The sequence below is a fragment of the Desulfotignum balticum DSM 7044 genome, assembly GCF_000421285.1.
Classification (GTDB): Bacteria; Desulfobacterota; Desulfobacteria; order Desulfobacterales; family Desulfobacteraceae; genus Desulfotignum; species Desulfotignum balticum.
The window spans coordinates 1,673,699-1,688,057 of record NZ_ATWO01000001.1 but is presented as its reverse complement, the minus strand read 5'-3'; the positions used below and the strand labels follow the sequence as shown (position 1 = coordinate 1,688,057).

Annotated in this window: 15 protein-coding genes and 2 pseudogenes; 8 read left to right on the top strand and 9 right to left on the bottom strand. The window is 48.7% G+C overall.

The features are described from left to right. Positions 1-58: 58 nt before the first annotated feature. From K365_RS0108495 to K365_RS29350, 4 genes are read right to left on the bottom strand one after another with little or no spacing between them, the layout of a single operon-like run. Positions 59-1,615, bottom strand: coding sequence for a TolC family protein (locus K365_RS0108495; RefSeq protein ID WP_024334238.1), 1,557 nt, complete (start codon positions 1,613-1,615; stop codon positions 59-61). Then, complete coding sequence (locus K365_RS0108490) at positions 1,612-2,958, bottom strand: TolC family protein (RefSeq protein WP_006965311.1); 1,347 nt, start codon at positions 2,956-2,958, stop codon at positions 1,612-1,614. Before K365_RS0108490 ends, K365_RS0108495 begins: the two co-directional genes overlap by 4 nt. Continuing rightward, on the bottom strand, positions 2,955-4,691 hold the full coding sequence (locus K365_RS26445; RefSeq protein WP_024334237.1) for an adenylate/guanylate cyclase domain-containing protein: 1,737 nt from the start codon (positions 4,689-4,691) through the stop codon (positions 2,955-2,957). The genes K365_RS0108490 and K365_RS26445 overlap by 4 nt, the downstream gene beginning before the upstream one ends. A 25-nt stretch (positions 4,692-4,716) precedes the next feature. Next, entirely contained in the window at positions 4,717-4,824 is a 108-nt protein-coding gene (locus K365_RS29350; protein ID WP_353740170.1) for an SHOCT domain-containing protein, read from the bottom strand. Between the two features lie 488 nt (positions 4,825-5,312). Between K365_RS29350 and K365_RS0108475 the strand changes: the two genes are divergently transcribed. Together K365_RS0108475 and K365_RS0108470 are read left to right on the top strand one after the other, a co-directional pair. Further along, positions 5,313-7,061: a PAS domain-containing sensor histidine kinase gene (locus K365_RS0108475; protein WP_024334236.1), complete on the top strand. Its 1,749-nt coding sequence runs from the start codon at positions 5,313-5,315 to the stop codon at positions 7,059-7,061. Continuing rightward, positions 7,058-8,449, top strand: a complete 1,392-nt coding sequence (locus K365_RS0108470) for a sigma-54-dependent transcriptional regulator (RefSeq protein ID WP_024334235.1) — start codon at positions 7,058-7,060, stop codon at positions 8,447-8,449. The genes K365_RS0108475 and K365_RS0108470 overlap by 4 nt, the downstream gene beginning before the upstream one ends. A 258-nt stretch (positions 8,450-8,707) precedes the next feature. On the opposite strand, the gene K365_RS0108465 is transcribed toward K365_RS0108470, so the two are convergent. The 3 genes from K365_RS0108465 to K365_RS0108455 form a co-directional block, all read right to left on the bottom strand. Next, positions 8,708-9,016 (bottom strand): hypothetical protein, encoded by a 309-nt coding sequence (locus K365_RS0108465; RefSeq protein ID WP_024334234.1) that lies wholly within the window; start codon positions 9,014-9,016, stop codon positions 8,708-8,710. Between the two features lie 35 nt (positions 9,017-9,051). After that, entirely contained in the window at positions 9,052-9,846 is a 795-nt protein-coding gene (locus tag K365_RS0108460; RefSeq protein ID WP_169432936.1) for a porin, read from the bottom strand. A gap of 131 nt (positions 9,847-9,977) precedes the next feature. Further along, positions 9,978-10,325: a hypothetical protein gene (locus tag K365_RS0108455; protein WP_006965299.1), complete on the bottom strand. Its 348-nt coding sequence runs from the start codon at positions 10,323-10,325 to the stop codon at positions 9,978-9,980. 227 nt (positions 10,326-10,552) lie between these two features. Between K365_RS0108455 and K365_RS28395 the strand changes: the two are divergent. Then, positions 10,553-10,876 (top strand): annotated as a pseudogene (locus K365_RS28395) (DUF302 domain-containing protein); the annotation flags it as partial. An 18-nt stretch (positions 10,877-10,894) separates the two neighbouring features. Here the strand turns inward: K365_RS28395 and K365_RS29345 are convergent. Further along, a pseudogene (locus K365_RS29345) lies at positions 10,895-11,017 on the bottom strand (hypothetical protein); the annotation flags it as partial. Between K365_RS29345 and K365_RS28225 the strand changes: the two are divergent. Then, positions 10,987-11,193 (top strand): hypothetical protein, encoded by a 207-nt coding sequence (locus tag K365_RS28225; protein WP_169432908.1) that lies wholly within the window; start codon positions 10,987-10,989, stop codon positions 11,191-11,193. The pseudogene K365_RS29345 and the gene K365_RS28225 sit on opposite strands and share 31 nt — an antisense overlap. Before the next feature lie 32 nt (positions 11,194-11,225). Here the strand turns inward: K365_RS28225 and K365_RS26440 are convergent, their stop codons facing one another. After that, positions 11,226-11,906, bottom strand: a complete 681-nt coding sequence (locus K365_RS26440; protein ID WP_024334230.1) for a Spy/CpxP family protein refolding chaperone — start codon at positions 11,904-11,906, stop codon at positions 11,226-11,228. Positions 11,907-12,071: 165 nt separating this feature from the next. Here K365_RS26440 and K365_RS0108430 point away from each other — a divergent pair, with 165 nt between their 5' ends. From K365_RS0108430 to K365_RS25610, 4 genes are all read left to right on the top strand, one after another. Next, entirely contained in the window at positions 12,072-12,473 is a 402-nt protein-coding gene (locus K365_RS0108430) for a hypothetical protein (RefSeq protein WP_024334229.1), read from the top strand. Between the two features lie 107 nt (positions 12,474-12,580). Further along, entirely contained in the window at positions 12,581-13,024 is a 444-nt protein-coding gene (locus K365_RS0108425; protein WP_245569149.1) for a ParD-like family protein, read from the top strand. Continuing rightward, complete coding sequence (locus K365_RS0108420; protein ID WP_024334228.1) at positions 13,024-13,602, top strand: ATPase; 579 nt, start codon at positions 13,024-13,026, stop codon at positions 13,600-13,602. Before K365_RS0108425 ends, K365_RS0108420 begins: the two co-directional genes overlap by 1 nt. Positions 13,603-13,689: 87 nt before the next feature. Then, a complete protein-coding gene (locus K365_RS25610) occupies positions 13,690-14,343 on the top strand; it encodes an AAA-type ATPase lid domain-containing protein (RefSeq protein WP_084489786.1) in 654 nt (217 codons plus the stop codon). The last annotated feature ends 16 nt before the right edge of the window (positions 14,344-14,359 follow it).

Genomic DNA, 14,359 nt, shown 5'->3' with positions numbered 1-14,359 from the left:
GCTTGCGTTGTCCAGCCGGGCAGGTACCCTGCTCAGCCGGGCTTGCAGTGTTGTGCGCTTATAAACTTGTACCTACAACCGTTTCAAGGGCGGCAAAAGAGATGCCTAAGTCTTTTGTCTTTTGCGCAATGGCAAGTTTCGCCTTCAGCCAGTCTGTATAGGACCCGATGGCCTGGGAAAAGGGAATGGATCCGGTCTCATATTCCCTGGTGGACACATCCAGGGCAGACTTTGTCAAAGGCAGTATTCTGTTTTTGTACAGATCCAGTTCCCGCCGATTTTTGTCTGTTTTAAACCAGGCATTGTACACCATGCGGTCTGTGGCATTCTCTCTGGCTGTCAGGGTGTGCTCAAGGCTTGCCAGTGTCTGCCTTGTCTGCTGTAACCAGGGGCTGTCCACCCCGTACCAGGGGTTGACCGGCTGGTTGTTTTTCATGGATGCCATGGTTTTTTCGCCAAATGGCTGCTGCGGGGCACCGGTGCCGGCGGTATTGACATGGTCGGCTTCAAAATAGGACAACCCTAAAGTAAACGATGACTGCTTCATGGATTCAGCCATCTCCACCATGGACTGCAGTTTGCTGATCTGAAACCGGATGGCGGCCAGTTCCTGGCGGTGTTCCCTGGCAAGGGAGACCAATTTTTCAGGCGGGGAAATTGTTTCAGGCAGGGGCGCTGTTTTCACCGGACCCATCCTGGTATCTGCCGGAAGGTTCATCAGTTCAAACAGCCGGATTTTTACATTGTCTGCTTCATTTTCCAGCGAAACCCGCTGTTCTTTGAGTTCTTCTATTTTTATGGTGACCTTGATCACATCCTGGTAACTGGTTCTGCCGCTTTTATAAAGGGATGCAGCCACATCCAGAAGGCGGTCGAATGCGGCCATGGTCTCATGGATGATCCGGATGGACCGGGTGGTATACGCAAGCTCCCAATAAGCATTTTCAACATCCTGGCGCACCTGTTTGCCGGCAATTTTCATCTGCTCCATCAACATGTCCACCTGGCTTTGGATGACGCGGCCCTTGAGTGCAACAAGGCCGGGAAACGGATGTCCTGCCCTGATGGAATTTTTTGTTTTCAAAGGTCCGACCCGGTTGTTGAGTGCAGCGGTGAACGCCGCATACTGCTGCAGGCTGTCATCTAGGTGCGTGACCTGGTCAAAGGACTGGATCTCTGCCAGGACCTTTTTTCGGGCCGCCTTGATATCTGTATTTCTTAAGGCGGCAATGGCTTTTATCTCTTTGAGATCGATCTTCTGCGCAAGGAGCGCTGCAAATGCTTTTGGGTCATCGCCTGCTTGAGATACCTGTGCAAAAATTTTTTCATCCACCCCCATTGCTGCGGCATCACCATTAGGCCCATATATCTGTTTTTCATACCCCTGCTTGAGATGGTGTATCTGTGATCTGTCAGGAATCTGTGATCCGACAGGAAAAGGAACAGCCGTATGGGAAGGTGTTTTCTGCACGGCGATATCAGGTAATTGTCTGATGGCAAAACTGTCTTGGGGGGTATAGTCTTTCAGTTCTTTTTTCATGGCGCCATAATCTGCAAAGCAGACAGAAGCAAAGAAAAGCACCGGTATTGTCAAGGTAAAAATATTTATTTTCATGGCTTTTTTTCTCCTGTATTCTGCCCGGTTTTCGCATCCAGGACAGCACCGGCTGCCTGCTCAAGCAGCACCAGGGTCTTGGCATAATCTGTTTTGGCCCGTTCCAGAGACAATTGAAAATTGTAGGCAGTTGCCTGGATTTCCAGAAAATCGGCAAAACTGCCCTGGCCCTGTTTGAACCAGGTTTCTGCCGTCTGTACGGAAGAGACCGCCTGGGGAAGCAGGTCTTTTTCATACAGGGTTATCAGCCGTTCGGCATTTTCCAGCTTGAACCACAAGCGGCTGATCCCGGCCTTGACCCTGTTGGCGGCCTCGGTTTTCTGGGCCTGTGCTTTTTGTTTTTCTGCCAAAGCCTGTGCGGTCCGGCTTTTATTTTTTCCAGACCACAAGGGAATGTTCATGCCGAACTGCACCCCCACAGCATCGTCACCGGCATCGGGCGGCGGATTTGGCACATCCGGATCACCAATACCGGCATAAAACAGGCCCAGCTTGAATGAAGGCAGGGTTTCAAGCCGTGTCAGCTGTATGGCCTGTTCTGATTTGTGCACCTTTTCCTCAGCCATGAGAATATCTTCCTGGTGCAGCATGGCAAGTTCATACACCTCATCCAGAGAATACACCACTTTTTGTGGCAGGGTGCCTGCCGCATGTCCCAGCAATGCCGTGGGGGGACGGTTCAACAGGGTGTTGAGGGTTGTTTTTTGTGTTTTTTCCAGCTCCTTTAACAGCAGGATATCATATTGTATCTGGGCGGTCTGGGAACGGGCTTTGGATACATCGTAAAACAGGGCTTTGTCATCTGCATAGGCGTTTTCGCTGATCTGCAGCATCTGGTGATTCAAGTCCAGGTTGGCCTGTGCCACTGCCATGGCTTTCTGGATATACACCAGTTCGTAAAATGCCAAAGACACCTCAGTGACAATGGTTTTAACGGCCTTGTCCACCTTGAGTCTGGAGATTGCAACATCTGCCTCCAGCACCCGGGCCTTTTGGGACAGGGTGCCTGGAAAGGGAATCACCTGGGAAAGGGTCAGGCTCCAGTCCTGGGGGCCAAGCCGGGTTTCAATGGGCCGGGGAAAATAGGTGGCGGCCAGCTGGGGATCCGGGTAGCTTTTGCCGACCCTGTAATTTTCAATAAACGCCTGCCAGGATTTTTTGGACGCAGTGATGGCCGGACTGGACAAATAGGCATAGGTAAGCAGATCTGACAATCTTATGGTCGTTGACAGGCTGGAGTCCAGTTTTGTCAGATCTTCTTGTTCTCCTGCCCGGGCGTTGTTCTGACACAACACCAGGATACCAAAACACAGAAAAACCGATCGGATTAAAAAAAGTTTCATGGTCTTTTCCCTAACGCATAAATAGTGTCTATTGCACGAAGTGTTGTTAATCCTTCCACCCCTTTCAACTTTGCAGTAAATTTTTTAGTGATGTCGACCTGGTCCCTGACATACGCATAAACCGATTCAGAGATAAGGATCTCTTTTTTTTGTGCCTTGGCCTGAATCCGGCTGGTGATATTCACGGCAGACCCCACAACCCCGTATTTGCTCCGGGTCTCTGACCCGATATTTCCGACCACCACCTGTCCTGCGTTGATGCCGATGCCCATGTCCAGCCCGGGCATCTGCTGGAGGCGCATTTTTTCATTGAATGCCGCCATTTCAGACTGCATCCGGGATGCACATTGAACGGCGCAAAAAACCTTGTCTTCTATCGTCCCTGTGACAGGATCAAAAAACACCAGGATGGAGTCGCCGAAAAAATCGACGATAATACCGTCGTGGTCCTGGATGATTTTTATCATGTGGGAAAAATACTGATTCAGAATCCGAATGATTATTTCAGGACTCAATGTTTCTGAAAGCGGTGTGAATCCCCTGATATCCGACATCATTAAAACGACTTCCCGCCGCTGCCCGCCCAAATTGCCGGCATCCGGATGCCGTAGCAGAAGTTTGGCAAATTCCGGATCCACATACCGGCCAAAGGAATCCCTGATAAAATCGCGCTCTTTCAATCCTGTGACCATGTCATTATATATTTCCACCAACTGTCCGATCTCATCGTTGCTGTTTGCCTTTACAGGTTCTCCATATTCCCCTCTGGCAATTTTCCGGGCATTTTTTGACAGGGTTTTTATCTGATGAACAATTTGCCCCACATGCTGCCTGATGAGCAGCAGGATAAGAAAAATCAACACCCCGCTGCCGAAAACAAACGCATTTCTGTAATTGGTAATGGGTTGTAATATGTTTTTTCCTTTGGCAAAAAGGATAATGGTCCAGGGGACCTGTTCCAGCTTATAAAACCCGGCCACCATTGCCGGGGGATAACCGGGGGACTGCACAGTACCGGACACAGCGGTTTTCATTTCCTGTAAAATCGCCTGTTCCAGGGGATCATTTTCTCCGCCCAGGTAATGCCGGCCTTTCATGGTCATATTGGTATGGGCCATGTATTTGCCGGCTTTATCCACAATGCAGGCCATGTCGCTCTGCCACCACCCCAGTTGAATAATATCCTTGAGCAGATAGTTAAAACTCATCTTGATTTCTATACGACCATTGCCGCTGCCTGCTGAATCAACCAATGTTACTGACATAATGACGGCGTTATGCCCTGCATCTGTGTCATATACCGGCTGGGACACGTCCAGAATGCGGGTGTGGCGAAATTGTGTCATGCCCCCGAACGCCATCATTGCACCATGATTGTGAGCTGCAGGCGCTTGCAAGCCGGTGTCTTTTCTGACACCGACCGCCAGAACACCTTCGATGGTTTCCAGGTATGCAGCAACCTCATCAAGGGAGAGGGGGATCTGTTTTTCACGGGAAACCTGGAACAATGTTTCAATTAATTCAACCGGCTTTAAAAGCCGCATCTCAATGTAATGAGCGGCCCGCTGAAGTTTCAACACCGCGGATTCATTCCATTGATTTATCAGGGCAGTGCGGGTATATAAAAAACTTAAGGCCCCTCCGGAAAATATAATTAAAAACACCGGTAACAGCAACAGAATAATGAGTTTGCCCTGCAGTGTTCTGTGTTTTTTTATTTTTTTGATTTCCATAACAACCCGCCGTCACCTGAATGTATCATTTGGATGTACCATTCTTGCAGAGAATGTCCCGCATTTTCCGGTATTCCTGCTCCGTGATCTCCCCTCTGGCAAACCGTGTTTTCAAAATTTTCAGAGAATCCATTGTATCTGAGTATTGTGTGCGGTTTTTACCGGATTTATATAATTGGATGAAGACAAGGCCAATCAGGGCAAGTATTAATACGGTAATACCAAATCCGATGATTCCGCCGCCGAAAACCCAGTGTCCCATGCCTGAACCAATATAATTGCAGCCCCACATATTCATCTCCTGATCTGTTATTTTTCTCGGTCGAAAAATATAAACAGCAATGATCGTGCCAGATTATTTTACCACGAAGCACACGAAGAACACGAAGAAACCCTTCCTTCTTACCCTTCGTGCTCTTCGTGGTTTTAAAAAATCAAATCAATGCAGGGCCATCCAATATCAGTCATAATTGACTGAATTTATACTATAATTCTTTAAAAATTGAATTCACCCTGGAGTCAGCACAGCAGGGTTGCAAAATCAGGTGGGATGATTAATAATTGGACACAACTTCAAATGGCTTTGGTAAATTTTTAATCATCTTTGGGAAAACGTAACCAATGAATTTTAATAAAACAAACCGATTCGTGGTTTCTGCCTCCCCATGGATCACCATCTGCATCAGTTTTGTGCTCATGGTGATTATCATTTTTCAGACCATAATGATGTACAATCGCGAGAAAGAGCATGTGGGCAACCATTTAAAAGAAAAAGGTGCTGTATTCATAAAATCTTTTGAAACCGACGTCAAAGCGGGGATGCTGAGCAATCAGGCCGCCTTGCAGAGGTTAGTGGAAAAAACGGCTTCCCACCCTGATATCACATATCTTTTTTTGGTGGACGTATCAGGAAAGATACTGGCCCATAACGATCGGAAAATGATCGGCACACAGATCAGTGACACGGCACTTAATAACCCTGTGACAGAACCTGACGGTCCGCAGTGGCGGATTGTTGATAAACAAAACGATACAAGGTATTTCGAAGTATACAAAACACTTTTTTCCACATCTTTGCAAGTTGCAGAAAAACAAAGACCGCCGGATAAAATACAGGCGTTGCCCATGCCCTCGGCCCTTGATGCTGAAAACAGGCCCGTGATGTTCATTGGCATGGATGTTCGCCCGTTTGAACAGGCTGTTACCGAGGACCTGCAACACAACATTGTGATGATCACCATTGTTTTTCTCGTGGGACTGGCCGGAATTATTTCTTTGTTCTGGTCCCGCAAGGTCATCCGTTCCCACCGGCTGCTGCAGGACACAAGGGCTTTTGCCGCTGAAACCATTGCCAGCCTTCCCATGGGAATCATCATTGTGGATAAGCGCCGGCACATCCGGTATATGAATGATACCGCCTGTTCTCTTCTTGGAATCAATATTTCTGCGGTAACTGACAAGACAGCCGATGAAGTTCTTCCCGAAGAGATCTGGCATCTGCATAAGATTGCCGATGCCCACGGAAAAGGCCTGGAAAAAGAGATCGTTGTCAACTCTGAAAACTCAGGCCCAACCCCCATTTCCATGATGGTTACAAATATATTCGACCAGGCCGGTGAGTTCTTAGGATTTCTCTTTATTTTAAAAGATTTGAGCCAGATCCGGGCCCTGGAGCTGAAAATCAGAAGAAAAGAAAGGCTTGCCGCGCTGGGAACTCTGGCTTCAGGCATTGCACACGAAGTCAGGAACCCCTTAAGTTCCATCAAGGGATATGCCGGTTTTTTCGGCAGCCTGTTCGAAGCGGGCAGTGACAATCGGAAAGCCGCGCAGTTAATGGTTGAAGAAATTGACCGGGTGGACCGGGTCATATCGGAACTACTCGAATTCGCCCGGCCGGCTGATTTGCAGTTACGTCCCACACCGCCGGAGCTGTTGATCAAAAATTCACTGCGCATTATCCGGCATGAGGCCCAAAGCGCCGGCATCCGGGTGAAGGAAAAAATCGACGTCCGGCTTCCTGAACTCCATCTCGATCCGGACCGGTTCAGCCAGGTTTTGCTCAATCTTTATATTAATGCCATCCAGTCCATGAAACATGGCGGAGACCTGACAGTTGATGTCAGTATGAAAAGAGAGGCCGTTCTTTTTGCCGTCTCAGATACTGGGGAAGGGATTTCACCCGAAGACCAGCCCGCGGTATTCAATCCCTATTATACCACCAAAAAAAAGGGAACCGGTCTGGGACTGGCCATTGTCCACAAAATCGTCGAAGGCCATAACGGCGCGATCTGGCTTGAGAGTGCACCGGGAAAGGGAACCACGTTTTTTGTTTCAATACCGCTTAAAAAACAACAGAGGAAAGTACCATGAAAGGCAACATCCTGATCGTCGATGATGACACGGCACACCTGTCCATGCTTCAAACCGTTTTAAAAAGCCTGGGGCATACGATTGACAGCGCTGTTGATGGAGAAGATGCCATCAGCGGAGTGAAGCAGACCCCCTATGATCTGGTGCTCATGGATGTCCGAATGGCAAATATCGGAGGAATGGAAGCCCTCGAAAAAATCAAGACGTTCAATCCGGCCATTCCCATCATCATCATGACCGCCTATTCCTCGGTGGACAAGGCTGTGGAAGCCATGAAGCTGGGTGCCTATGACTATCTGACAAAACCCTTGAATTTTGATGACCTGAAAATCACCATTGACCGGGCCATGAGCCATCTGCAGCTGACCCGTGAAAACGCGGACCTGAAAAAAAAGCTATCATCTGACACCGGATTTTCCCGCATCATCGGATCCAGCTCTGCCATGAAGCACGTAATGGAAACAGCCAAAATTGCCGCCCCCACCGATGCCACCATTCTGATTTCAGGGGAAAGCGGAACCGGAAAAGAACTGTTTGCCAAAGCCATCCATGATCACAGCACCCGAAACAAAAACCAGCTGATCTCCTTGAACTGTGCCGCGTTGAATGAAACCCTGCTGGAGTCGGAATTGTTCGGCCACGAAAAAGGCGCGTTTACCGGCGCGGACAAAAAACGGGACGGTCTGTTTCTCCATGCAGACAAAGGCACCATTTTTTTAGATGAAATAGGGGAAATCCCTTTGTCCATGCAGGTAAAACTGCTGAGAGCCATCCAGGAAAGAGAGATTCAACGGGTCGGTAGTGACAGACCGATCCGCATCGATGTCAGGATCATTGTGGCCACCAACAAACACCTGGAACAGGAAATGAAGGACGGCCGGTTCCGAGAAGATCTGTTTTACCGCCTGAACGTCATCAATATCAGGATTCCCTCCTTAAAGGAGAGAACCGATGATATTCCTATGCTGGCGCAGCATTTTTTAACCCGGTACTCGCAAAAAAACAGAAAACCGTTCAAAGGATTTACGCCCGTGGCCATGGATGCCATGATAAAACATCCATGGCCCGGCAATGTCAGAGAACTTGAAAACACCGTTGAAAGGGCGGTTATCCTGTCCATGGGACAATATATCTCGGAAAAAGACCTGCCGGGGACTGTGATGGAAAACTACAGACCGAATCACGATCCTGCAAATTCCCTGCCTGAGCTCGGCGGCAGATCCCTGGATGACATTGAAACCATGGCCTTGACAGAGACCCTGAAGCAGACCGGGGGGAATAAGACAGAGGCGGCAAAGTTACTGCACATCACCCGAACAACGTTGAACAACAAAATTAAAAAATACCATCTTGATCTTGACCATATTTTATCCCCCCGTCCTGACTGAGCCCCATGTCATTCATATAGTGATGATGCCCTCCCCTGCGCCACGGCCGGGCACAGGATGTTACCAAAACAGCCAGAGTGACCAGAACCAGTAAAATGACAACGGGCCTGACACTTTTTTTTACGATATTGTTTTTTGTAGGTTGTGACATGTTATTTTCCTTATTTTCGGAGAGATCCCCGCATTATTAAAATCTGTTTTTTTAGATAAAACCTTTAACAGCGGCCCGCTTATAGCAGGCCGCTGTTAAAATGGACTTTAGAATCCGGCTGCCAGCTGGATTGTGAAAATCAGATGATCCTGTACAGATGTCGTTGCTGTTCCCTGATCAACTGATGAAAGATCAATGCTCAATTTATTGGCATGTCCCTTGAAAAAATAATTCAATCCCAGACCATATACCTGTGTATCGTCTTTGTTTGTTTCATCCACATCTATAAGTTCATAGTGGGCAAAAGGCTGTACCTGTCCTACTCCGATCCGGCCGGGGAAAAGATACCCTGCTTTCAGTGAGACAATCGACCCGTCATCTCCCGATGCAAACTGGCTGTATTTTATACTGTTCACACCATTTTCAATATTGATGTAGGCGGCTTCGGCAGTCAGGGCCCCCCGTTACTGTAAGGCTGGTCATAGTGGATATCCGCTGTCCAGGCAAAATAATCATCGGTTCCGGCACCAAATTCAAGTTCTTGCGTATCAGCACCCAGGCCCAATGCAAGAATCTGTTTCTTTCCCAGATAGGTGCCCTGATTGAACCAGCCTGTCTCAGGATCAAACAGGTTGAAACTGACCCTTCCGGCAAACCTCAGGTTATCATCCGGATTCTGGGTGGGGTTCTCCACCCCTTCGCCGACCATGAACCGATATTGGAACTTCCCCGCCATCAGATTGCCCCAAAAAGTGACACCGTCATCGCGGCCAACCTTGCTGGGGTAAAAAATATTGCCCCTGATACCGCCCTGGGTCCAGTCCAGATCGGTTGTCAGCAGCGCCTTGGTCGAGGTAGTGCCATAATTTCGCGTAAACGGAATATACATCCGCCCCACCTGAACATTCAGCATATCAGATGGTTTCAGTGTGATCCAAATATCTCTGAATGCGACACCGCTGCCAAGGCCCAGTGATGAATCATCCAGATTATCCTGACCGATGCGGTCGGCAGCAATATGTGTGAAAAATCCCAGATAGGGCGTGGCCTCGCCGCTGATGCTGAAATAGGCCCTTCGTATCATAAAATCATTGACATCGGTATCAAGCACGCCGTCTCCATTGCCGTCACTGGCATTTTCCGCATATTGATACCAGGCCTGGGTCCAGAAACCAATCTCTCCTTTAACCGCTTCATTGATTTTAAATTTGTACCCTGCCCGGGCAGTACCGGCTGCCCAAATCATAGCTATTGCCGCAATCATAACAACCTTCAATGTGTTATTCATCATTGCAGCGTTTTTTCTGAAAACAACCATTTTTCCCTCCTTAAATTTACCTTTAAAATCATTTTAGGCCCTGAAGCCCTGGTTATGAACTAATGGCCTTGCGGGCCATTGTCATGCATGTCTTGTGTATTGCGGCCGTCATATCCATTGTCCCCATGATCGATCGGATGGCTGTCATTATGGTAAAAGGAATCATCATCCATAAAATGCTCCTGTCTATACCTGCCGTCACTATCCATATGAGCGCCATGGTCAAAGCGATACGATTCTTTGCCGTTGTTGCGATATTCCTGATCCCCATGATTTCTCTGGCTGCTGTCATACATATGCTGCGTCTGACCGGACTGGGTCCGGCCACCTCCCATCATTGCGTACGCGTTCATGGAAAACCCGATTGCAGCCACCCCTAAGATGATGAACATTATTGTCTTCTTCATTTTTTTCTCCTTTTTCATGTATGGTTACCGATATTGATGACGATTGTTTAATGATCGCTGCATCACCGTTATTTTTATGAATTGCAACGGGTGTGCCACAGTGGTTTTCCATGACAAAAAACTTCAGGATTCAAGAAGAAATGATTATTTAGAACAGGAGGTTATATTTATAACTGCATACTGAAAAAACATGAACAAGAGAAAAAAATTAATATGACGTCAAGGCTACATTAAAAAAGAAACTTGATGTGGATTTTAAAAAATATCGAATTCTGGGGGCTTGCAATCCGCCCTTTGCTTTCAAAGCGCTGCAGGTTGAGGATAAAATTGGAACGATGCTGCCATGTAACGTCATTGTTCAGCCCATTGCCATAATGACCACCGCCGGCGGCATGCTGGCCAGCATTTTTGCCGTATCCAGAATGCTGGCCATGCTGACCGAAATGAAACTGGTGCCCCACAGCCATTTTGGTATGCCCGGAAGCATCCAGAAGCATACCCTGGTCTATACCGTTGAAAACCAGTTCACCATCCACCAGGATATTCGGTGACCCCTTTATGTTGTGTTTATTCTGGAGCTTGACGTCATCTTCCATGTACCGGATGGAATAGGGAATCCCCATTTTTTTCAGCTCCGCCTCAATACTCGGGCAATGGGGGCATGACCGCGTTACTGCAAGCGCAACGTTCATTTTTTCTTCCCCTGAACCTTGATTTGAATCTCAATATCCCCATCGACCACCGCCCGGACAAGCCCAGCCGCGGTCTCCAAACGCCTGTCGACACTGGATCAGATACTCGTCGTGTTTCCGGTCCAATTTGGAGCGCAGCTCCGCTGTTCGTTCCGACAGCGCTTTTACCTTCTTAAAGGCCATGGATTTTCGATGCAAGGGCGGCTGCTTATAATCCCTGAGCATCCAGTTTTTTGAGTTGTTCCTGATTGAGGACACCTTTGAGTTTGCGAAGGTAATCCAAACTCGTCAGAAACATCTCGGCCTTGGCTTCAGCTTCCTTAACAAACGCTTCTTTTACTTGCTGGGGGTTGACCTGTTGGTCCCAGCGCAGGCCAGCCAGCTCGATTTGCAGTTTCATGCGCTGCGCCCAAAGATCCGCCATTTTCTCCAATCGTTCCCGTGCCAGGCCGCGCACCTGGTCCCACTGCTCGGGCGTCAGGTTCAGCTCCTCCAGCATGCGGGCCATCTGAGCCATCCCGCGGGGACCGCCGCCAGGACCTTTCATTCCGGCACCCATTTTCCCCATCATTTTTCCCATGCCGCCGGGCCCGCCCATCATATGCGACATCATCATGCGCATCATGCCTTGGTCCATCATGCCCATCATCCCCTGACCGCCCGCGTCATCCGGTCCGGCCATCATGCCCATCATACCGGGGCCGTCGCCGGATGCAGAACCCGACATCTTGCCGGAGCCGGAGGATTCCATTGAAGTCGGCATCTTTTCCGCGGCGCCCGATTGGTGGTGCTCCTCTACAGCCATACTGCTTTGGACCCCAATGAAACCGGATACCGCCAAAACTGCGATTGCAACCAATACGTTCATCAATAAAGATTTTCTCTTCATGCTTTGCTCCTTATTTTTATTTGATTTTCTTACTTCTTTGCTGTCAACATTCGCCCTGGCTGGTACTGATTACATTTTAGTTCGGTTACAGCGACAACCACATGCTGTATCAACCAAACATCCCCATCATACACAACCCAATTTGTGATATTAATACAGGAAACCATGTATTTTCCGGTCATTCACACAGTATTTGAACATGAGGGCATTTTGGTCTGCTGCACCTTGTGCGCCCATGGGTGGGGTGAAAAATGGTCGCGGTATTTTTTATCCGGTACGGCAATCAGGACGATCTTTATCTGGGCCGAGATTTTTTCATCCGGCTTCCCCCGGAAGAATCAGTCGGTCGCGGGTGGCTGCGGTGCATCCTCAGCCACCTGTGCAACTGTGAGGCCTCGGAATAAATCGGCATTTGCCGAATTTGGCAACGCTGCCATTTTCGGCAAATGGTATTGGAACGATGTCCGAGCCAGGCCCGATCTCTTTGCAATCCTGTCCTGGCTGCTGACCCTGATTCAACCCGCCCGGATCCTTTTGTGGGTGGAGCGGAGGCGCATGCTGACGTAACAGCCGGCTGCTGATCACCGATTTTGCAAAGACAGAAACTTTGCAGAGACGTCAATTCCATTGACACACCCTGAAATCAATAGTATTCTGTAGCAGAATGCATCAATATGATGATAAATGAATCAGGAACAGGGGGGGCGATGATGACCACGGTATCTTTAAGAATTGACCGGGATCTGGCGTTACAGGCGGAGCGTGAGGCCAGAATTCAGAACCGGTCAAAGACCAAACAGCTTGAGTACTGGGCGATACTGGGCAAAGCGGTTTCATCAAAATTAAGTATTTCAGATGCCGTTGCCGTGTCGCAAGGCATCAAAACCATTAAACTGAAAGGACCACCCTCTGTTCAATCGATTTCAATTGATTCAGACGATATCTTCAATCAGCTTGAAAACGACCGGACCAAAGGGCTTTTGGCCGGAAAAGTGACGACTGCGGCAATATTTTATGAGGCAAGCGCTGAACACCCCGGTTATTTGGATCGGGTCAATTCTGTCACCGGAGAAAGGCAAACCGGTTCATTCGAACGCGGTGAGTTCAGGGCACTCTGATGGCGGATCCAAGACAGCTCTGGGTGCTGGCCGGCGGAAATGGGGCCGGCAAATCAACTTTTTATCATTTGTATCTTGCCGGATACGGCATCCCGTTTGTGAATGCCGATCTGATCGCCAGGGATTTGAATTCCGAGAACCCGGAAGTGGTCAGCTATCATGCGGCAACCCTGGCAGGTCAAATCAGAGAGGATTTGATCTCTCAGGGCATATCTTTCTGCTTTGAAACGGTTTTTTCCCATGACTCAAAAATTGATTTTCTTGCCCGGGCTAAAGCCAATGGCTATACGATCATTCTTGTATATATCCATTTATTTGATTCACGTTTGAACGAAGCCCGTGTGAAACAGCGTATCTCAGAGGGAGGGCATCGTGTCCCGATAGATAAGATTCACTCCCGGATACCCAGAACGCTGCAACACATAAAAACAGCATTGTCCATAGTGGATGAAGCGAGAATCCTGGACAATTCCTCCAAAGAGAATCCATTCAAACAGATCATTGTGATGAAGGCCGGAAATTACGAATCAAAAGCAGATCACTTGCCGGAATGGGCAAAGGATTTGCTCCCGGCATAAGCTCGGCGGGGGGGATATACCAGAGCGGGAAGGGGAGAAAAAGCCACATCAGGCGGGGCTTTATACAGGTTTTGCCGGTTCGATCACATGCAATGTCATAGCTTGATCCACCCCTTTCAGGTCTGCCGGAAAAGAAGACTGCACCTGCAAATCCACCCCTTCGGCGATTTTGTCCAGCACGGCATCCGAAATCAGAATCTGCCATTTTCGAGCCTGCTCCTGGATTCGGCTGGTGATATTGACCGAAGACCCCACCACCCCCTGAACGTCATCAATATCAGGATCTCCTCTTTAAAGGAGAGGCCAGACGACATTCCCCTGCTGGCCCAGCATTTCCTGACCCGGTACGCACAAAAAAACCGGAAACTGTTCAAGGGATTCACGCCCGTGGCCATGGATGCCCTGATGAAGCATCCATGGCCGAGCAATGTCAGGGAACTTGAAAATGCCGTTGAAAGAGCCGTGATCCTGTCCATGGGGCAGTATATTTCAGAAAAAGATCTGCCGGCGGATGTGGTGAAAAACTACCGGCCGGATGAGGTTTTCCAAAATCCCCTGCCGGAACTGGGGGGCAAATCCCTGGATGAAGTTGAAGCCATGGCCCTGATACAGACATTGAAACAGACCGGCGGCAACAAGACAGAGGCGGCAAAATTATTGAATATCACCCGAACGACGTTAAACAACAAAATCAAAAAATGCCATCTGGATCTGGATCAGATTTTATCCTCCCATCCATAAAACAGCCCCATGATCG